At 44.8% G+C, this 21510-nt stretch carries 17 protein-coding genes and 1 pseudogene; 5 read left to right on the top strand and 13 right to left on the bottom strand.

Going from position 1 to position 21510, the window contains the following annotated elements; translation table 11 throughout:
* The 4 genes from ED652_RS05375 to ED652_RS23700 all read right to left on the bottom strand — a co-directional run bounded on the left by ED652_RS05375 (position 1) and on the right by ED652_RS23700 (position 4696).
* Positions 1-792 carry an outer membrane lipoprotein-sorting protein gene (locus ED652_RS05375; RefSeq protein WP_099166777.1) on the bottom strand — a complete coding sequence of 264 codons (792 nt, stop codon included), beginning with the start codon at positions 790-792 and terminating at the stop codon, positions 1-3.
* A 44-nt stretch (positions 793-836) separates the two neighbouring features.
* The gene (locus ED652_RS05370; protein WP_122053762.1) at positions 837-3380 is read right to left on the bottom strand and encodes an RND family transporter; all 2544 of its coding nucleotides are present in this window, start codon (positions 3378-3380) and stop codon (positions 837-839) included.
* 121 nt (positions 3381-3501) lie between these two features.
* A complete protein-coding gene (locus ED652_RS05365) occupies positions 3502-4287 on the bottom strand; it encodes a TetR/AcrR family transcriptional regulator (protein ID WP_017109714.1) in 786 nt (261 codons plus the stop codon).
* 244 nt (positions 4288-4531) lie between these two features.
* On the bottom strand, positions 4532-4696 hold the full coding sequence (locus ED652_RS23700) for a hypothetical protein (RefSeq protein ID WP_162929916.1): 165 nt from the start codon (positions 4694-4696) through the stop codon (positions 4532-4534).
* A gap of 207 nt (positions 4697-4903) precedes the next feature.
* Between ED652_RS23700 and ED652_RS05360 the strand changes: the two genes are divergently transcribed.
* On the top strand, positions 4904-5668 hold the full coding sequence (locus ED652_RS05360; protein WP_122053761.1) for a hypothetical protein: 765 nt from the start codon (positions 4904-4906) through the stop codon (positions 5666-5668).
* Entirely contained in the window at positions 5589-6365 is a 777-nt protein-coding gene (locus ED652_RS05355; protein ID WP_122053760.1) for a hypothetical protein, read from the top strand. The genes ED652_RS05360 and ED652_RS05355 overlap by 80 nt, the downstream gene beginning before the upstream one ends.
* A 150-nt stretch (positions 6366-6515) precedes the next feature.
* Here the strand turns inward: ED652_RS05355 and ED652_RS05350 are convergent, their stop codons facing one another.
* The 3 genes from ED652_RS05350 to ED652_RS05340 all read right to left on the bottom strand — a co-directional run bounded on the left by ED652_RS05350 (position 6516) and on the right by ED652_RS05340 (position 12740).
* Positions 6516-7010, bottom strand: coding sequence for an outer membrane beta-barrel protein (locus ED652_RS05350; RefSeq protein ID WP_017109710.1), 495 nt, complete (start codon positions 7008-7010; stop codon positions 6516-6518).
* A gap of 142 nt (positions 7011-7152) precedes the next feature.
* Entirely contained in the window at positions 7153-11223 is a 4071-nt protein-coding gene (gene hrpA, locus ED652_RS05345) for an ATP-dependent RNA helicase HrpA (RefSeq protein ID WP_122053759.1), read from the bottom strand.
* Positions 11224-11423: 200 nt separating this feature from the next.
* A complete protein-coding gene (locus ED652_RS05340; RefSeq protein ID WP_122053758.1) occupies positions 11424-12740 on the bottom strand; it encodes a MipA/OmpV family protein in 1317 nt (438 codons plus the stop codon).
* Between the two features lie 81 nt (positions 12741-12821).
* On the opposite strand from ED652_RS05340, the gene ED652_RS05335 reads away from it, so the two are divergent.
* From ED652_RS05335 to ED652_RS05325, 3 genes are all read left to right on the top strand, one after another.
* Complete coding sequence (locus ED652_RS05335; RefSeq protein ID WP_122053757.1) at positions 12822-13379, top strand: hypothetical protein; 558 nt, start codon at positions 12822-12824, stop codon at positions 13377-13379.
* An 8-nt stretch (positions 13380-13387) separates the two neighbouring features.
* Positions 13388-15394, top strand: a complete 2007-nt coding sequence (locus tag ED652_RS05330) for an alkaline phosphatase family protein (RefSeq protein ID WP_122053756.1) — start codon at positions 13388-13390, stop codon at positions 15392-15394.
* A gap of 141 nt (positions 15395-15535) precedes the next feature.
* On the top strand, positions 15536-15985 hold the full coding sequence (locus ED652_RS05325) for a TerB family tellurite resistance protein (RefSeq protein WP_122053755.1): 450 nt from the start codon (positions 15536-15538) through the stop codon (positions 15983-15985).
* Positions 15986-16120: 135 nt separating this feature from the next.
* On the opposite strand, the gene ED652_RS05320 is transcribed toward ED652_RS05325, so the two are convergent.
* The 6 genes and pseudogenes from ED652_RS05320 to ED652_RS05295 form a co-directional block, all read right to left on the bottom strand.
* Positions 16121-16558 carry a hypothetical protein gene (locus ED652_RS05320; protein ID WP_122053754.1) on the bottom strand — a complete coding sequence of 146 codons (438 nt, stop codon included), beginning with the start codon at positions 16556-16558 and terminating at the stop codon, positions 16121-16123.
* Between the two features lie 2 nt (positions 16559-16560).
* Positions 16561-17517: a winged helix-turn-helix domain-containing protein gene (locus ED652_RS05315; protein ID WP_122053753.1), complete on the bottom strand. Its 957-nt coding sequence runs from the start codon at positions 17515-17517 to the stop codon at positions 16561-16563.
* Positions 17518-17748: 231 nt separating this feature from the next.
* Complete coding sequence (locus ED652_RS05310; protein ID WP_004734745.1) at positions 17749-18444, bottom strand: hypothetical protein; 696 nt, start codon at positions 18442-18444, stop codon at positions 17749-17751.
* A 16-nt stretch (positions 18445-18460) separates the two neighbouring features.
* A complete protein-coding gene (locus tag ED652_RS05305) occupies positions 18461-18817 on the bottom strand; it encodes an antibiotic biosynthesis monooxygenase (RefSeq protein WP_122053752.1) in 357 nt (118 codons plus the stop codon).
* A gap of 384 nt (positions 18818-19201) precedes the next feature.
* Positions 19202-19732 (bottom strand): 3'-5' exonuclease, encoded by a 531-nt coding sequence (locus ED652_RS05300; RefSeq protein WP_004734743.1) that lies wholly within the window; start codon positions 19730-19732, stop codon positions 19202-19204.
* A gap of 87 nt (positions 19733-19819) precedes the next feature.
* Positions 19820-21372 (bottom strand): annotated as a pseudogene (locus ED652_RS05295) (diguanylate cyclase).
* Positions 21373-21510: the final 138 nt, after the last annotated feature.

Here is a 21510-nt window from a genome sequence, read left to right as displayed (position 1 = left end):
TTACTTTGCACGTTTAAGTGTGTTTTTTTGAAAATCCTTGTCTTTAAGACCGGTCTGGAACGCTAAATCTGTCGTGGTTAATACCGTACTTTTGCCTGTTTGGTGGTTTTGCATCGACATGGTGTGTGCGCGCCAGTATTGGTTTAGGTATTGTTTGTAATCTTGGAACGACAGGGTTTTGAGCAATGCGCCTTTACGGTCGTAAAACTCCACTTGAACTGGGCGGTAATATTGTTGGTCTAGCCATACCTTTTGCATGGTGTAGCCAGAGTTTTTATCGGTCGGTACTTGCTCTAATACAAAGGTATCCACGCCTTCAATTTTGGCGTCTTCAATGTAGTTGAAGGTGTACTTTCCTAACTCGAACGAGCTCAAATCTTCGTAAGCAAATTCACTGCCCATAAACGGGCCCGATTTGTTGCGTGAAGAGATGCGTTTTACACGTTTCAATGCAGGCAAATACAACCATTGGTCATCCGATTTGGTGATGTGTGAATGGTTTAGGAAAGCCGTGCCTTTTACGTCGCGTGGCTCATCAAAAATAGTCAGCCCTTTATCACCATCGTCATCCACTTCTAACGACTTCAATCGCATTAGGCGTGTACTGCTTTCGCCCTGTTTGTTGCGAAGCAGCATTTCCATGGTCGCGACAGAATCGCCCCACCCCATATCAACGGCTTTACGTTGCTCGGCAATTTCTAGGCCTTTCGCAGGGTCGGCTAACGCAGGGAAAGCTAATACCGCGCCCATACTGAATAATGTAGTAACGAATGTTTGTTTAACGCTTTTCATAAATTTCTCCTTGAGTCAGCCCACCGTAGCAGGCTGACGATTCCTTATTTGGTTGAAGCAGACAGTTCGGCAGTCGAGCTAGGCTGTGGCTTGGTGTCAGGGTTGGATTCGCGCTGAGGGTTATCTGAATAGTGAGTCTGTTTATCGAAGATCATCAGCAAGCTTGGTAACAAGATGAAGTCGACCACCAGCGCAATGAAGATCACAATCGCGCTGAGTAAGCCCATATCGGAATTGAGTCTGAAGCTCGACATCGCTAGTACAGAGAAACCAGCCACTAACACAACTGTGGTGATCCACAACGCACGGCCAACAGTGTGGAAGGCGTAACGAACGGCTTCTTCTGCTGATTTCCCTTCCATTCTTGCGCGTTGGTATTTACTTAAGAAATGCACTGCATCATCGACCACGATACCCAATGTAAGCGTGACTACGACCGACAAACCCAAGTTGATTTCACCTGAGATCAACGCCCACAAACCAAAGCCGATAATTGCCGGGGCAATGTTTGGCACTAGGCTGATGATGCCTAAGCGAACCGAGCGCAATGCGAAGATCATCAGGCCAGAGATAAGCACTAAGGTAATAGGCAGAGTTGAGAGCATGCTCGCCATGTTGGTTTCGCCGATGTGAGCAAACATCAGTGATGGGCTCGATGCGACCACTTCATACTGAGGTGCATTAGCCGCAAACCATGAGTAGATGCGTTCTTCGAGTTCCACCAATTCCACACTGCCTAGGTTGTCCACCGTCAGCACCATTTTGATCGATGATTTATTGACATTGATTTGGTTGTTCAAGTCCAAACCGTACGGCAGAGACATTTCGTAAAGCAGTAAGTATTGCGCGGCGAGTTCACGGTTAAGTGGCAGTTGGTAGTAACTATCGTCATCGCCATGCATGTTCTTGTTCAAACGCATGTAAACATCGGAAAGCGTGGCCACATGGTCGGTTTCTGGTTGTACGCGTAGCCAATCGGTAAAGTCACCAATCGCTTGCAAGAACACAGGATCAGCAATCGCTTGAGACTCGTTGGTTTTCACCGCAATGCTAATGGTCGTCATGCCGCTTACAGTCTGTTCCATGAAATCGGCAGCTTGTCTGAATTCACTTGAGGTATCGAAATACTTCACCGATTCATCATTCACTTTGTTCAATGGAATTAACGCGGCAGCGCCAACAATCACTAAGGTAGAAATCGGCAGCAGTGCTTTGCGGTTCGCTACGACAAAATCACCGAGCTTATCCATGAAAGTGACTTTGCTTTCCGCGGCCTCATTGGCTGGCAGAGTTTTGACTGGCAATAGCTTTAACAGCGCAGGCAGCATAGTCACAGAGAGGAAACACGCGATGATCACACCCAATGCCGACAAGTTACCGAAGTCTCGCAATACTGGAGAATCCGACATGTTCATCATCAAGAAACCAATCGCTGTGGTGACAGAAGTAATTAAGATCGGCATCGCATTCAACTTGATGCTGTATTGAATGGCTCGTGCTTTCTCCATCCCACGCTGCATGGCTTGTCTCATGGTCACAATCACGTGAACACAATCGGCAACTGCAAGAGTAAGTACCAAGGTTGGAACGTTAACCGTCGCGGTGCTGAGGAACATCCCCGCCCAGCCAGACAAGCCCATGGTCGCGACAATCGAAGAGATAATCACAACTAAGGTAGCCACCACGCTAAAGAACGAGCGCAACATAAAGGTAAGGAACACCAACACCACCAACAGCATTAACGGCACGAGTGTTGAGCTGTCTTCTTGAGCCGACATCATAAACGCGTTGTTCATGGCAATGATGCCTGCCTTGTGGAACTCGACGCTCGGGTAATCGGCTTGGTACTTGGCGATCATAGTATTGATAGCCGCGATCACTTCTTGCACTTCGGCGGTTTTATCCACTTCAGGCAATTGCACGGTGACGTTAACAATGGTCACGTCACCAGAGGCTGACACTAATGCGTTTTTAAGCAGTGGCTCGTTGAGGGCGATCTGTTTAACTTTGGCAATTCGCTCGGGCGTGTGCTCGTATTCTTCATACAGCAGGTCTTCGACCAAGAGGTCGTCTTCAACCGCTTCGGTATGCTGATAATTAGCAAGCGAATCGACACGGCTTGAGTACGGGATCTGCCACGCATCGACCGTGAGATTTTGAATTAGGGTAAGGGTTTCTGGGGTGAAGACATTGCCATCTTCAGGTGCGACAACAATCGCGAGGTTGTCGGTTTTCGCAAAGGTGGTTTGGATTTCGTCGAACGCCATCAACTGTTTGTTGGTGCCTTCGAAGAAGATGTTGTAGTCCCCTCTAAAGTAGAGGTTCTTCGCACCAAAAGCAGAAAGCATGATGATTGAAAAAACCACCAGCAAAACGATAAACGAACGTTTGGTCGGTATTGAGTGCCAACTGTTATCTAGATTATGAGCCTGTTGACCTGAGTTGAACGACTGACTCTCTAAATCGGGGTTTTTAGTTAAACCGAGGTTACTAGCTAAATTGGGCTTCTGGCTGTCATGTTCCATCACAGTCTCCATTTGTGACGATTCGTCATAGTTGTGTCTTAAAAAGCCAGCCGAAGCTGACAAAAGACACAATTCTTAGTCATACACTCAAGAAAACCAAAACCACGTTAGGCTAAACTTAAGTTTATGACGAATCGTCATAAATGGTTATTAATAAACCCACATGAGTGGGCTTAATGGAAGCTTATCGACCTACTGATTCTAAGTAAGTGATTTCTTCACTGAACAGCTCTTGTTCTACACGACGCCAAGTTTTTCGGTAATCCCAATCGCTAGAAAGGGGTTGCCAATTTAGGCCGTCTAGAAGCATGTTCGCGTTATGTAATACTGAATACGGGTCTTGTAACCGCTTGATACAATGACTGTTTGATGCGTTTTGCGACAAGGCATTTGAACCAAATGCGATTGACCAGTTTGCAAACACGATAGCATCTGAACCCACACCAGAAGAGAACTTTAGGTCACCCGCTTCTACTGCTTGGTTAACCATAGAATCGGCTTGTTCAATCACCAATTCTTCCAGTTCGTTCATCTCGGTTACACGTGCACTAGACGCTTTCTCTAGTACCCACGGGCTTTTCGCCATGATCGCACAAGTTGATAGTACCGGTTCCATGCGAGCATAGATTCGGTAAGCAACGTGCAGTGCGACGATCTTTTCACGTGTGTTGCCTTCAAACTCTCCAGAGCGAGCAAACATCAATGCCTCGGCCTTTAAAGAATGAATACACAAAGCTAAAACCACGTCTTCTTTGCTGCAAAAGTGATTGTATATCGTACCTTTAGAATAGCAGCTCGCGGCCGTCAGCTTATCCATCGTGAGGTTTCCGAACCCTTGTTCTCGAACCAGATCTTTTGCTAACAACATCAATTCTACTTCTCGGTCTGCGATAGACTGCTGCTTTTTAGACAACACGCCTTTGCAACCAAAGATACCTTGTTTATCGCCTTTACAACTAAAGCCAAACATAATTTTTCAGTCCGTATATGAGCTTAGCCGTTACCTAAGCTTCGCCAGTATTTAAAACGCTCCTATCCAATATATTAACACGAATGGTAAATTCATGTAGTTAACCATTTTGTGACGCTTCGTCATTTCTGACTTATCGTCATAATAGCGCAAATATTGATCACATCAAGATGTTTTATAAATTTAATGCGTTTTGTGAATGGAAAGAGAATAAATGGGAAATGGTTAAGAAGATCATCAATAGTCACATCGCGTTATTCACCTGCCTGCCGTCATTAACTGGCATAGCATCAGTAACCAACATAAGATCAATAACCGACACTGCATCACTAACCAACACAGCAAGAAGCGCCTTAGTTTGGCGAAACCAATACAAACCCATTACGCTGTCTTCATCTAAATAGAGCATGATGGTTTAGGACAGTCAGCTATTCGAGCCGAATGGAGGGGTACGTAAACCACGAGAATGAGTGAGTTCAGGTTCACTTTTTGGTGCAGACCTCTCCTTATGGTTAATATTTGGCTTACTAATGCCGTTTTCTACTAAGTTGCTATAAATTAGGTAAGGGGTGACTTACAATAGTGACAACGACTTACCTTTTTTGAGAACACGATATTGAGCGCCAAATATTCTTATTTAGCTTGGCAAGTGAATACTTCTAGCCCAGCAGAAAAGCTTGTTTTATTGATGCTTGCAGACGGTGCTGACGAATTCGGCTACACCAATGTGTGCTTACAAACAGCAGGTCAACTTTGTGCTCTCTCTACGTTTGGTTTAGCCGACTGCCTTAAGTGTTTAGTCGACCAAGGTTTTCTCGATAAGATAAAAGTAGACTATCGAGATCAAAAAGAGATTCACGTTTTCAAAATGCTCATTGAGCAAGAGCAAGCTACGGCGCACGTTGAGGTTCAACCGACCAACAGTATTCCGGTCTACTCTACGGCACCTGCACCTGCACCTGCACCCAAGTTTCAGCCTGCTCCGGCACCGATGCAGCACGCCCCTCGCCCACAAGGCAGAGGCTCAATGAACAGCAACACCGTCTCTACTCATGATCTCAACGAAGAAGAGATACCATCATGGGCAGAACGTGCGTTTAAATTCTCCGGTTTGACCGGTGACCATAGTTTAGTATGGAAGAAATTTGTCCTCTGGTATAAAGCCAAAGCCAATGAATTAATGCCACTATCTCGGATTGAATCCAAGCTGCAGTACTGGCTAGTTAACGAGAAGCAAAATGAAAGACAACAACAGCAGAAGACCTCTCAATATTCAGGAAATGCAGGACAAGCTCAAGGAAATGGGTATCGACAAAAGCTTAGCCCATCTGAACGCTTCAGGCAGCAGCTCATTCAAAAAGGCAAAAAGCCAACCTTCTGAGCCAGCTTCACCTGTTGTTCCTGGCTCTACAGGCTCAGTAATACCTGAAGTTATTGAAGCACAGAGCACTGAAGTAGCGACACCCAATGCTGCTAGCACGGGTTCGTCTCAACAAGTGCCTGTTGTTGACCAAGATCCCGCTGATTTGGAGCTGACAGATTGGTGTATCCATGTTTTCGGTTCTTTCTTAAGCGTGTACGAAACTCAGTGGGAATACCAATACGGTAGTGAGCCAAGCGGAAAGTTTCTTGAGTTTGCCCACTCTGTTGACTCAGACGGCCTTAATCGCGTGCTAATGCATTGTCATGAGCGTATTCAACTAGGCAACAGTTGGCCGCCGCAAATGGGTGAGCTTTGGATTCTAAAGGACTCATTAACAGAAGAAGAGCTACTTGATAGCCGCATTCGTGTGTTGTCACGCACAGCTGTTAACAACATTGAAAAATGGCTTATCCAAAACAAGCTGTACGACTTGAAACGCACCGCTGAAAACAAGCTTGATGGTCTGTTTAAGAAGTACTATTTGGAAGCAAAACGTTTAGATGAGAAAGGCATGCTAGAAACTGAATTACCGCAGTTCCTTCTTGCTGCTAACTCCGTAAAGAACCTGAACGATTTAAAACGTGAAGAGTACGAAAGCCAACACGGCAAAGCGATTAACCCAAGAATTCAGAAAATTCTAAACAGTAAGAAATAGCGCTGTTCGCCTAACTTATACCGCTTAAGTCAGCGACATTACTATTCTACAGATACAAAAATGCCAGCTATCAAGCTGGCATTTTTTATGAATTCTTGCGAACTCTTTAACGACTAAACGACCGCTATTTACGATCGCCTTACTGATTAATTACAGTAGGTGGATAGTTGCGTTTAGAGAGAAAACGCCTGCGTCGTCATCTTTCATTTTGAAGTTTTGGTAGCTAGCGCCTACAGATAGTGGACCAAAGATGAAGTATTCAGCGCCGACAGCGTACATGATATCAACGTCATCTTGTTTGAAGTTATCGCCTTTCACTTCATAAGAGTGAAGACCACCCTTCGCGTATACGTGAAGAGGACCGAAGTCGATGCTTGGTTTGATCGCTAGGTAAGCAGTGCTTACGTCAACACCTTGTTTAGCACGGTTACCGTAGCTAACGTTGTCGAAAGAACCTAGATCCCAGTAACCCGCTTCAACACCGATCAGTGGAAGGATACCTGTACCTACGTGGATGCCCACCGCATTTTCATCTTCACTAGCGAATGAGCTTTGACCGCCCATAACACCGCCGTACAACCAAGAATCAGCCATTGCTGTTGAAGATGCACCTAGCAGTGCTAGTGCCAATAACGTTTTTTTCATATTCGACCTTTTCGTCCTAGTGGCAGGCCTTGCGTGGTAATAAATTGCCACCAAGTCGCCCTTTTTGTAGTAACTATTTAATTAGTAATGCAATAGGCAAGATTTATACCCAAACCTTGCCATTGCGTCTAGCTTTATTCCTTTAGCAAGCATCAATAGCGTTTTTAACACGCTTATCTGAAACTGGGTAAGGCGTACCGAGCTGCTGTGCGAAGAAGCTTACACGAAGCTCTTCTATCATCCAACGCACCTCTTTTACATTTTCTGGAACCGCGATCCCTTTTGGAATCTTATTAAGCAGCTCTTTGTAATCGTTCATTACTGACTCAACTTTGATCATATGAAGACGATCTTTGTTCGGGTCAATCGGCAGTTTTTCCATACGACGCTCAATGGCTTTCATATAGCGTAGAATATCCGGCAGACGTTTCCACCCACATTCTGTGGCAAACCCCTTAAAAATCAAACCTTCTACCTGAGCTTTTATGTCAGAAAGTGCGAATGCCATAGAAAGATCGACACGTCCCTTCAGTTTCTTACTGATGCTGAATGCCGTGGTTAAGATGGTTTCAACCTGTTGAGCAATCTCTACGACGCTGTCACCAAGCTCAGCACGCACGTGTTCTTTCAGTGCTTCAAACTGCTCTGGCTCCCAAACCAAACCGCCCTTCTCTTCAATCAGCTTATCAATCCCACAAGCGATACAGTCATCGATAAGATCGAGCACCTGCCCGTATGGGTTGAAGTACAAACCAAGTTTCGATTTGTTCGGCAAATTCGAGTGCAAATATTTGATCGGTGATGGCACGTTCAACAGGATTAAACGACGCTGACCCGATTTCATTGCCGAGATCTGCTCTTGCTCGGTTTCGAACAGTTTGATCTCTACGCTGTCTTTAGAATCCACCAGCGCTGGGAAGGCTTTAACATCGTAGCCGCCGCGTTTCTGCTGGTAGACTTTTGGTAACTCACCAAAGCTCCACGTATGCAGATTCTGCTGTTCGATATCATCGTCTGCCACTTTAGAAAGCGTTTCTTGAACCTTGTCTTTCAGGCTTTCTTTCAATTCATGTAAGTCTTTCTGTTCTTTCAGCTTACGCTTACGATGATCTACGGCGCGGAATGTTACCTTTAAGTGCTCTGGGATCTGGTCTAACTTCCAGTCATCACGTACCACTTCCACACCTGTCATGCGGCGCAGCTCTTTCTCAAGAGAATCCAACAATGGTGCTTCAAGTGGTGTCACACGAGCCAAGAACGCATCGGCGTAGTTTGGCGCAGGTACAAAGTTACGGCGTAGCGTTTTTGGTAGTGACTTAATCAGGCTAATCACCAGTTCCTGACGTAGGCCTGGAATCTGCCAATCAAAACCGTTTTGGTCGATTTGGTTCAAGATAGGCAGCGGAATGTGTACCGTTACACCATCGTTGTCGTCGCCCGGCTCAAATTGGTAGCTTAGCTTCAGCTTGATACCATTTTGGTGCCAGAAGTTTGGATAATCCAAATCAGTAACGTGGCTAGCATCACCGCGAAACAACATCGACTTTTCGAAGTTCAGCAGTTCCGGTGTTTTCTGACTGGTCTTCTTCCACCATGTATCAAAGTGACGACCAGATACCGCCTCTTCGCCAACACGTTGGTCATAGAAATCGAACAGTTCATCATCGTCGATCAAGATGTCACGACGACGCGATTTATGTTCTAGCTCTTCGACTTCTTGCAGTAGCTTACGGTTCTGCTTGAAGAAGGCGTGTTTGGTTTCCCACTCACCTTCGACCAATGCACTGCGTACGAACAACTCACGGCTGACGGTGGCATCAATCGCTCCGTAGTTCACTAAACGTTTCGGGATGATTGGGATTCCGTAAAGCATCACTTTCTCGTGTGCCATTACTGCCGCTTGCTTCTTCGACCAATGTGGTTCGCTGTAGCTGCGCTTAATCAGGTGTTTCGCTAGTGGTTCAATCCATTCAGGCTGAATCTTCGCGATAACACGACCCCAAAGTTTTGAGGTTTCTACCAGCTCAGCAGACATGATCCACTTAGGCTGTTTCTTAAATAGGCCGGACGCAGGGAAGATATGAAAGCGCGCATTACGAGCACCTTGATATTCATTCTTCTCTTGGTCTTTCATACCGATGTGTGAAAGCAAACCTGATAGCAGAGACATGTGAATGCCATCGTAGCTACCCGGTTCTGTATTCAGCTTAGTATCCAATTCACGCATTGCTTGGTGAATTTGGAAGTACACATCTTGCCATTCACGGATACGTAAATAGTTCAGGTAATCTTGCTTACACTGTTTGCGGAACTGGTTACTCGACAGCTCTTTTTGTTGCTGCTTAACGTAATCCCAAAGGTTCACAAAGGTAATGAAATCAGATTCTTTATCGAAGAATCGCTTGTGCTTATCGTCAGACGATTGTTGCTTGTCTGATGGACGCTCACGCGGGTCTTGAATCGACAATGCAGAAGCAATCACCATCACTTCGTGTAAACAGCGGTTGCTTGGCGCTTCAATCACCATACGCGCTAAACGTGGATCAATCGGCAGCTTAGCGAGCTTACGACCAATCGCGGTTAGCTTCTTCTTGTCGTCGCCATGGTTCTTGTTTTTGTTTGCAGCCGGTTCGGCTGTTGCGATCGCACCGAGCTCTTCAAGCAGTCTTACACCATCTTGAATGTTGCGCTTATCTGGCGCTTCAACAAATGGGAATGCTTGAATATCGCCTAAACCTAGCGCTGTCATCTGAAGGATAACGGATGCTAGGTTAGTACGAAGGATCTCAGGGTCAGTAAACTCTGGGCGTGATTCGAAATCTTCCTCAGAGTACAGACGAATACAGATACCTTCCGCAACACGACCACAACGACCTTTACGCTGGTTCGCACTTGCTTGAGATACTGGCTCAATCGGTAAGCGTTGTACTTTAGTACGGTAGCTGTAACGGCTAATACGCGCCGTACCCGGGTCGATGACATACTTGATGCCCGGAACGGTTAACGAGGTTTCTGCCACGTTAGTCGCGAGAACGATGCGTCGCCCAGTGTGAGACTGGAAGATTCGGTTCTGTTCGCCTGCAGAAAGACGCGCGTAAAGCGGAACGATCTCAGTATCACGTAAATTACGTTTACTTAACGAATCGGCCGTGTCACGAATTTCACGCTCACCGTTCATGAAGATCAAGATATCGCCTTGCCCTTCATCGCAAAGCTCATCGACCGCTTCAAAGATGCCTTCAATTTGGTCACGGTCTGAATCACTTTCATCACCACCTAATGGGCGGTAACGCGTATCTACAGGGTACGTTCGACCTGATACTTCAATGATCGGTGCATTGTTAAAGTGCTTCGAGAAACGCTCTGGATCGATGGTCGCCGACGTGATAATCACTTTCAAGTCAGGACGCTTTGGCAGAAGCTCTCTCAAGTAACCCATGATGAAATCGATGTTCAAGCTACGTTCGTGCGCTTCATCGATGATGATGGTGTCGTATTGGCTTAAGAAACGGTCGTGCTGAATTTCCGCCAGTAGAATACCGTCAGTCATCAGTTTGATTTGTGTGTTATCAGAAATTTGGTCGTTAAAACGAACCTTATAACCAACAAAATCACCCAACTGTGTTTCCATCTCTTCCGCGATGCGGTTTGCAACCGAACGAGCCGCAAGACGTCGAGGCTGAGTGTGACCAATTAAGCCAAAGCGACCACGGCCAAGCTCAGAACAAATCTTTGGTAACTGAGTGGTTTTACCCGAGCCCGTTTCACCCGCCACGATAACCACTTGGTTTTCAGAAATGGCTTTCGCAATATCATCGCGCTTTTGGCTAACAGGGAGAATCTCTGGGTATTCGATGGTTGGTTTGTGCGAGGCACGCTGATTTGCCGTCATCATTGACTTGGCAATGTCTAACGCTATCTCATCGAAGACAACGTTCTTAGATTGTTCGTTTTTAATTCTACTCGCACCAGCAATTCGCTTACTCAGACGGAAGCGATCGCGCATCATACATTCGTTGAGCGCTTTACGAAGAGAGGCTGGGCTATTTTGAGATGCTTTTGTATTGGCTGCTGCTGAATGATCGGCAGGTTTAGCTTTTGGTTGTTTAGCAGGTCGGTTCGATGCAGGCTTATTCGATTTCGCTTCGTTCTGTGGAGAACTTGGCTGTGCTGCATTCTTGTTGTTGTCTGCTTTTTCCGGAGACGAAGTCAAAGCGTGTCCTATTCTTGTACTTATTAAACTCGCGCGATTGTACCACAAGTCTCAAACAAAAAAGCCTGACAACAAAGGGAAAACCTTTTGCTATCAGGCTGATTCTTTAAGCTAACACTAGCGAAGGCTATGAAAGCAAGGTCGAATACAAACCGTATGTATCGAAACGGCTGTTAAAAACGTCCCCATAAAAGCCGCAATTAGAATTCGTACTGGAAGTAAACGGTGTTGTAGTTACTGCCGCCTTTGATACGACCGAACTGGGATGCGTTTTCAAAGATCGCAGAACGATGATGCAACGAGTAGCCGAACCACAAGTTGTTCAAGTCGTTCTTACCGATTAAGTCGCCAACGTTCACATCAAATGAGAAGTCTAAATAATTCAACAGGTGGCTCGCGGTATACCCTTTACGGTCCATCTCCGAGCCTTCGATATAGGTAATCGAATCGATGTAAGACATACCTTCTGCCACACCAACACGCCACTGGGTTGGCCAATCAAAGGTGTAGTACGCTTTGATTGCAATAATGTATTCGGTGCTGCTCGATTGAACGTCTGAACTCCAGTGGTGCGCGATACCTGGCGTTAAGTAAATATCTAATGGGAAGCCGAAGATTTCATCGGTTAATGGGTGGCCATAGAAGAACGAAGTAAGTTGGTTGTTGTATTCGTCTTTCTCCGCGTTGAACTTCATGATGTCGCCAATGTTTGATGGCGTTGCCCAACCGTGTGCCACACGCAGATAAGGTGCATTGCTTAGCTTAGGTTTCGGTGCTTTCTCTTTATCATTAAAAAAGCCAAAGCCTAAGTAGAGTTCACCTTGGTAACGGTTTTCAATAATCGATGAATCGTAGGCGTTGTCATCCAATCGAGTCACACTGGTTGAACCCAATAAGTACAAGTTCGAAACCACATGGTAACGCGCTTCTACACCGACATTCAGATCCACACCTGCGCCAATGGTTTCGCCCGCAGCAGAATAGTATTCACTGTTGAAATCGGCACTCTTGTAACGCAACGTAGCGCTCGGAGAAAGCTCCCAATCACCGGTTTCATACTTGGCTTTTGCACGCAGGTTACCGTGGAAGTTGTATTCACTGTCACTCATAATTTCCGTTTCGACGCCCCATTGCTCATCAAGTTGATAAGTAAATTGAGCACCGAAATCGGCGGTATCACCTTCTATAGCATTTTGCTCTGAAGCTGGGATATCAATAAAACGCATACGAGAAATAGCATTCAGTGACCACTTTTCATCGTCGGCTTGATAGAGATATGCGCCCATTTCAGTGCCGTCGATAAATACGTAATCGTTCTTGAAGAACAACATCGGTACAAACGAGTTAACCGATTGGTCACCACCAGACGTGTCGTAAGGAATGCTCGCAGTACGGAACATTGCGGCAATGCCCCACTCTTGCTCTTCAGCAGCCCACGCCACGCTATTACCTAGAAAAGCGTTACCTAATAAAACCGCCCCATACGAAATGAGCTTCGGTGAAAATTTGTGCTTCATTCTTGTGTCATTGCTCTTTGTAATAAATATTGTGTTACTGAATAGACATTTATTAGCCATGTCAGCCAACTAATTTTAGGTTTGATCGACATTGACCGTTACAATGTAGAATATTCTCGGTTAAATGAAAGTATTGTGAAAGTCTCAGAATTACAAAACATTATAGATCAGTTACCCAAAGATTCCGATCCAGATATTGTTATGGGTGATGCGTGGCTGCCCGAGCGTTTGGTGGATACCAACCTAGACGGCGACATGCTATTTCTTGAATTCGATAATGCCCCTGAAGACAATCAAGGGGATGAAGAAGGCCGTGGCTTTGTTGAGCACGAGATTGCTATGATTCGAGAAAAACTCGAACTGTTGTTAGACGAGCCTTCCGATACCAAGACAAAAGCCGATGCCCTATTGGCAATATTTCTAATGGGTCATGAACTTTCTAGCTCAGAAGTTATCGAAGTTCTTGAAACAACAGAAGCTGAGATGGATGAGCCTGAGGTTACGGAGCTCGAAGCAAACGAGTCTGATATGGCGCTACTAGCAACATCTGCGCTCGAAATTAACGAGCCTCAAACACTAGAACTCGAAACCTCTGCTCTTGAAACGAAACATCTCAACGACTCACCTACAACGATTTAGGAACCGCATTGAAACGCTCGACGACATCACCTCTCCCCTTATTGCTTGCTGGCCCAATTTTAAGAAAAACCACCGCAACTGAGGTGGTACTCTGGGTAGTCACCAGCGCCCCACTTTCGGGCACAACTCAACTATTCAATGCAGAGCAAGAGACACCTTTTTATTCGTCATCACTTGATGAGCAAGAGTCGATTCAAGTCGGCACACACGCTTGGGTCACCTTGATTCATTTACAGGGTGAGTTCCCCACCAACGTTCCGTTGGAATATCAAATAGAAACCGAGCAAGGTTCAATCACCGAGCTGGCACCGCACTTGATTTACAAGGACACGCGAACCAACAACGACAGTTCTCGAGTCGAATTTAAGATATCTGCAGCTGCCGACTACATTTTGCATGGCTCTTGTCGTAACCCACACCATCCGAGCAAAGACAGCTTAGTTGCTGCAGACAACAAAATCGCAAATCAAACGGTACTTGAACGACCGGACATGTTGATGATGAGCGGCGACCAAATCTACGCTGACCATGTGGCAGGCCCAACGCTGGATGCCATTCAACAAGTGATTCAGTTGCTTGGTCTGATTGGTGAAGCATTACCAACGGATTCACAGGTTAACCAAATCAATAGCAGCGATGCCTTGTTTGAGAGCGAATATCACCTTTATCAGCGTCATCACCTACTCCCACACCACAACACTTCGGATTCGCTGCTCGATAAGTTATTCCCTAAACGCGGGATTCCTATCTTTAGCTCGACCGATTGTGAGAATCACTTGGTCACCTTGTCTGAATTCATCGCGATGTATCTGCTGGTTTGGTCCCCGACCTTGTGGCAATGCATCAACCGTGAGCGATTAATCGACAATGATTTCAAGCAGGCTGATCGTCAATTAACACCTGCCGAGCAACAACAATGGCGTGACGAAAGCATTATCATTGATGACTTCGTCGCTGGCTTGCCACAAGTACAGCGTCTGTTCGCTCATATTCCGACTTACATGATCTTCGATGACCACGATGTCACTGATGATTGGAACTTAACCGTAGGTTGGGAACATGCCGTTGATCAAAATCGCTTTGCGACTCAAGTGATTGGCAATGGCCTTGTAGCCTATTGGATGTGCCAAGGCTGGGGTAACAAACCGGAGAGCTTCGACGAAACGTTTATCGAGCAAGCAAAACAGCTTTTTGTCGATCAACCGCTCATTACTAAACAAACTCATAATGAAGCCGGCAATGCAGTGACTACTCACTCTGTTAGCAATATCGAGCCAGACAAGCATCAAGCCTTTATTGAGATGCTGAGTCGCTTTGAAGAGTGGCATTACACAATAGATACCTCACCCAAAGTCATTGTGTTGGATACTCGTACGCGTCGTTGGCGTTCAGAGTCACGCATGAATAAGCCTTCAGGTTTAATGGACTGGGAAGCCTTGATTGAGTTCCAACATCAGTTAATGAATCAAGATAAGGTGGTGATCGTTTCTGCTGCGCCTATGTTTGGCGTGAAGTTTATTGAAACACTGCAAAAAATGGCGACCACAATCGGTAAGCCATTGGTGATTGACGCTGAAAACTGGATGGCACATCCGGGCAGTGCCAATACGCTGATCAGTATCTTTACCCATACCAAAACACCGACCAATTTCGTGGTGCTTTCTGGTGATGTTCACTACTCCTTTGCTTACGATATCAAGCTTAGGTATCGTCGCAACAGTCCGAACATCTATCAAATTACCTGCAGTGGCATTAAAAATCAGTTCCCTGCTTCGCTGCTTAAATTCTGCGATGTGTGGGACCGCCTGTTATACAGCCCTCGCTCAGTTTTGAACTATTTCACGAAGCGTAAGCGCTTAAAAATCGAGAAGCGAAGCCCTGATAATCAGACCTTCTATCGCCTTTCAAACTGCAGTGCGATTGGGGAATTAAGGCTAGATGGGGATGGTAAACCACAGTCGATCACGACACTCAGTGGCGACGGCAAAATTACACGCTTCCCTGAACCTGACTAAGAAAGTGCGCCTTATCGTTCACCTATCCGTAATGTCAGTTTTTAGTAAAGACGCTTGCGATCACACACTGTAGACCCAATAGTTATAGTTGATAACTATCAGCGTTACGGAACCCGATACAAATTTTAACTGGAGCTCGTTATGTTCAATTCTCTCACATCAATGTTTAAACAATTGATTGAAGGCCAGGACCTAAGCAAAAACCAAGGAACATCACCTAATGTCGCCATTGCGAGTTTATTATGTGAAGTCGCGGGAGCCGACCATCAGATCAATGAATCAGAAAGAGTCGCTAAGCTACAGCTTCTGCAACGTTTGCTGGATTTAGATGAAGAACAAGCAAAGGTGCTGCTAGAGCAAGCAGAACCGAAAGTAGAGCAATCAGTCTCGCTGTATGACTTTACATCGCAACTCAGAGACCTGTCTCAGCCAGTGCGAATCGACTTAATCAAAGCAATGTGGGAAGTGGCGCACGCAGACGGAGAAATTGACCCTATCGAAGATTCTGTGATCCGTAAAACAGCGGAACTGCTCTACGTTGACCACAGTGACTTTATCAAGACTAAGCTGAACGTCCTCGGTAAAAACTAACCAAAGGCTCTCTAATCGTGTTAATGGCACCAATAGCGTTAATGGTCGCTAATCGTGCTAATAGCGTTAATGACCGTCAATAGAGCAAACGAGCTCTACTAGGCAGATAAATATCGACTAAACGACGGTCTCTATTTAGCGTAATCGATCGCCATACATGATGCCTTTGAGCTCTAACGGCGTGCCCTTCTTAGTGACATAAAGGCCGCGCTGATTTGATACCAACACACTGCGCTTACCTTGCGTTTGTTGAATGTATAGGTGCTTGATATTGAATGTCTGCTTATCTTGGGCCTGATCCTGGTCCAATTGATAAAGGTAGTAGTGATTCCCCCAGCGCAAGAACACACCAAACATCTGCTTAGTTTGAGCGACATTCCCATCCATGTCATAACCAATGTACTGCATTTTGACTCGACCATTTTCCAATCGGAGCGAAATTCTCTCCCACCCAACCATCGGGTATTCCGCAGAAAATCGATAGGTACTTTTGGTTGCGAGCCCAGAGATTAAGCCTACATTTAGAATTACAAACAGCGTCAATAAGATAGGCATCCAAAACTTACGATTCATACTTATTGCCCTCGCTCATTGTTGTTGTCGCCTTCGCAAGAGACAGTTTTAAACTGATGGCTTATCTCTTTCCAATGTCCATTTATCAAGGCGACGGCTTGGATATTTTGACACCCAACGCCAATGCGATGCAGATAGAGCGAATCAACACCGAGCTCTGACACGGCATCCAACTCTTTTATGACGGCTTCATCAAAATTCAAACTGTCGTGATAAACATCCATACCTCGGTAGGCACTCTTATCTATAAAAAATGCAAACTGATAAAACAGCATGAGAAGAAGCGCGCTGACTACAATTCCGGCAATACGAGATTGGTGACGAACGATAAAGTGCTTCGCCTTGAACTGACGTGATTGTGGATCCTGTTGCTTTGATTGCCCAGCTTGTTGGTTCATACCTGAAGGCTTAAACGGTGGCGCTGATGTCAATTCATCGACGATGGCACCTTTCTCTGAAACGATGATGTTTTTCTCTGAAACGATGGCGGCTTTCTCTGAAAACGCAGCTTCAACATACGCTTCAGCGGTAGGTGTTGGCATCGATAAATAACTACCGACCTGTTTCAAACCATTGAAGCTGTACCCTTCCTTTTGAACCGTTAAGATTTTGCAATCACACTCAAACGAATGTAATGCAGTACGAATGTTCTTAACCGCGACATTAAGTGAACTGCCCGTCACAACCCTGCCCGGCCAGCAATGCTCAAGTAAAAAGTCTCGACCAACGGCTTTTGGGCTGTTCTTCACTAGATGCTCAAGGATCAGACCTTCTGAGGGGGATAAGGTGACCCGCTTACCAGATTCCGAATCAATAAGTGTGTTATTAATCAACTCGATGCCCGAAGCGTCTAAGGTGATTTTTTCATGGTTATTGGCGTTCATTTCGGCGAGGTGTTCATAAATAAAAAGGTCATCAAAAAAGTGTTTGTTTGGTCGAATTAATAGCAAACCATACATAGAAAAGAGTAGTGATAAGTTTAGCCAATAATTAAGCTAAATATAAGCTCAGCGAGTAACAATATAAACTCAGTGAGTAACAATATAAAATAGCAACAAGGTGAGTCAGTCACGTAAACTCACTCACCTTTGAACATAGCCAAGGTTTAACTCTAAACTGGTCATGGCCCTATATTAAAACCTCGTCGTTACGCAATCTGAAAACGAGGTCACAATTCTGTTCTAGCGAAATTAGAGTTCCAGTTTGAATCCAAGTTCACTTACCATAACTTCAGCGAAGCCTAGCTTTACTGCATTCAACTGATTAGCAACTTCGCGCGCTTGCTCTTCGTTTTTAGCCAATATTGCCATTGAATAGACTGGCCTGATCATCGCTTTTTGGTTTGGTTTCTCTTCTGCTATTTCTTGATGTTTTAAGTAAGCAGACGTAATCACACCTTGAGCACTCCAATCGACAACCATTTGCAAATCTTTGCTAATAACCTCATCGACAATGAATTGATTCTCAGGCTCTTTCCAAGCGAGCTCTACTGCGTAGTTTGTGAAAGCGACATCCGTGTTTAACCACTTATTACCGATGTCTCTGATTTCAGTCACCTCTACAAGCTCTTTAAATTGGAATGGTAAGTTACCAATCAAGTCTCTAACGTGCTGCTCACTGTCCGCTTCAATCACAAACTTAATCATCGGAAACTTTTTATCCCCAATAAAGCTTTGTGATACGAACATATCGTGGACCAAGCCCGCATCAATCAGGTTGGCAAATGCTTTTTTCTGATGAGGCATTGCCTCAAATACGGCTTGGGCGTCATCGGTTTTCCAAGCCACTGACACGCCGTATGCCGCTGCGTGGGCATGGGTTGAAAAAAGAATGGCTGAAAATAGAAAGCTAAAAATAGCTAAAAAGGTTCCTAGAGTTGTTTTCATTGTGGTGGCTTCCTAATTAGTCGCGAATAATTTCATACAAGTTAGGGTCAGCAGAAACCCCTTCAATTTTTAAAGGTGGTAATTCTTTTCTCATCGCCTGTATCGCATCATGGAAATGCTTTTTGCTTTCCCACTCTGCAACATTAATAAAACGGTATGTCGCATCCGAGCTTAACGAGCGGTGCAATTTGGTAGAGATATATCCTGGTTGCTTCACCAATACGTCTCGCGCATCTTCCCAATACGTTAACGTAGCGGCTTCATGGGCTGGCTCGACTGAAAAAGTGTTTATCAATACAACGGGTTGTGCCGAAACCAACGCACTTACGCTTAGCGCCCCCAGTGCCAATCCATACTTAATAATGCTCTTCATCCTATTCTCCTTGTTTTGGGTGAGCTAACGCTACCACCTAGCTCTACCCAATCAAGGTCGAAACCTGCGATTTAATATTAATTAAAAAGCTAAATTTCAAACGAATATTATTCACTCGTAAAATAAGCGATGTAGCCATTCACTATTGATAAACCACTTGTTGAAATTAGGTTTCTTGGAATAGTCATTGCCCTTAACGTGAATAGTCATTGCCCTCAATTTGGATCGTCACTACCCTCAAACAACAGGCACAAAAAAACCACCTAATAAGTAGGTGGCTCTTCATTTTAATAACTCACAAGATTCAGGCTAACTTTAAGTGTTTAACCTTTCAGTGTTTAACCTTTCAGTTTTTAACTAAGCGCCTCTCTGAAATACAAACGATTACAACATCGTAAGCGCAAGCTTTGCCAAGTTATAAGCGTCAACATAACCAGAGTGCTGACGACCTTCCCACTCAATGTTTTTCGCTTCTTGAGCAGCACGGTGACCAATACGTTTCTCTTTCAATCGATTCTGAACTCGATAAAGCGTGGCAATATTCAAGAACTCGCTGAACGGAGGTTCGATGCCTTTCTCAATACACTCTTTGTGTAAGATAAGGTCGTCACGCCCCCAAGCTGCATAGATCTTCTTGGGGCCACCGAAGTTCTTGATCATCGACTTGATAACAGACTCTAATGGGCGACCCTGTTTTTCGATTTTACGAGGTGTAATGCCCGTTAACTCGGCGCAGAATAGAGAGACTTCGTCTTTTTCGGGCTTAACGTAATATTGCGCGCGCTTCACGATGGTTCCAGATACAAGATCGATCTCAGCAAGACCAATTTCAATGATCTCCCCTGTTGTTCCTACACCGTCTTCGCTCCAACAGCACATTTCCAAATCGAAACACACCACTCGATTGTGATTCATACGTCGCCTAATTCTCTCGTCAAAAATTTCGTGAAATTGTACATGAGCCTAATAAAGAACTCGACCCCAGTTGCATCAAGTGCTCATTTAGCCTGCAATTGTGACTCGATTTCGGCCATTTGACTTACTTAGGTATAACATGCTGTCAGTTTTTTGAAGGAGCGCTTCAATGTCTTCATTAGTGCGGATGGTAGCCCCGATGCTTAGAGTGCAACTCAATAGCTGGCCAGAATGCTCGCAATGAGACTCACTCACAGTCTCTAAAATACATTCTAAATAGCGAGACAATGAGTCATGTTCAGTGATGCTCGAAATGATACCGAACTCATCCCCTCCCATCCGAAATAGGTTATCTCCAGACTTCAAGCTCACTGAGATAACCTTAATCACATGGATAAGTAACGCATCACCGGCTGGGTGCCCAAACTTATCATTGATCTCTTTAAACTTATCAACATCAAACACTATTAAGCTAAACGGCTTATCGCTTTGTATCGATTGACCAAGCATCTTATTAAAAGCTCGGCGATTATAAATTTCCGTTAAACTGTCATGATTGGCAAGAAAGCGAAGTTCTTCTGTTCTTTCATCAATCATTCGATACAAGCGCTCTTTCTCTCGAATTTGCAGGTTCACAATATAAGCAAGCAGTAATGAGATAGTGGTACCAACTATGCCGATTCCCGCCAACACTAAGTAACCATTAAATGAAATACATGCATCTATCTTGAAGTCGATAATCCATTCACGGTTAGTTAATGTAATCGTCTTTGTAATGTGTTGCCCAGTTACCGCTTCATAACCATTGGTTTCGAACATTATCGGGGCATCTTCAGCTTCAAAACCGCTATCGGTAACACGCACATAAACGTCCATATCGCCGACAGTAGATGCCAGAAGTTTCTCAAAATAGTATGTGGTACGAACAACACCAATCACAACCCCTAACAAATTGTCCGTTTGACCATCAAACACAGGGTGGTAGACCAACATTCCGCTCTTAGGTGTGTTGCTGTCTAAACCGTCTTGCAACAGACGAACTTTGTCTGAAATATTCGCTTCACGTGTTTTTTTAATGTTATCAATGACCAGATTAAACCGCTCACGAGAAGAGTAAAAACCCAAAACACCGTTGTTCACTGGATCATTCGGATAAATATCTGTCGCGATAAACACGGGCTCGCCATCCAAGACATAACCATAAGTTTTTGGCCCATGTTTAGGGATAGTAAACATTCTATAGGATGGGTATTGAGCTTTCATTTTGGCTGTGTGCTCGGCGATATCTTCTACCGCTACTTTTTGCATCCACTGCAATCCGATCAGGCTTTTCGAACCGTTAATCGTTTGCTGAGCAAAACGATCAAATCGATCTCGACTATCGACTATCGACTATCGACATCATTAGAATAGAAAAAATTCGCACCGGAACCGATATAAGCGACATCGTTATCAATAAACGCTTTTAAACTGAGCGTTTGATGCTGAGAAAAGCTATCCAGATTCTCATTCAAAGACCTATTTTGATTCAATGCAACCAAAACAAAACACAACACCGTCATCAAAAATGTGGCAAAAAAGACAACTAACGGCAACGTTCGTTTCTTCAACCCTGTTATAGGGTCGGTAGTGTGGGGCATACAGCTTCCCATGTGATGTTATTTCGATTCGAAAGTATACACTGCCGGAATGCTAGGCTCTATTTATCTTTGGCTCTTACAATGGGATAAAACTAACACTATTTACAACCCATGGACATTTGCGGCTAACAAACCAAC

The organism is Vibrio sp. Evd11, from assembly GCF_900382755.1.
In the GTDB taxonomy this organism is placed as follows: Bacteria; Pseudomonadota; Gammaproteobacteria; order Enterobacterales; family Vibrionaceae; genus Vibrio; species Vibrio lentus.
Note: the sequence above shows the minus strand (reverse complement) of the source record. Positions and strands in the feature narration are given on the sequence as shown.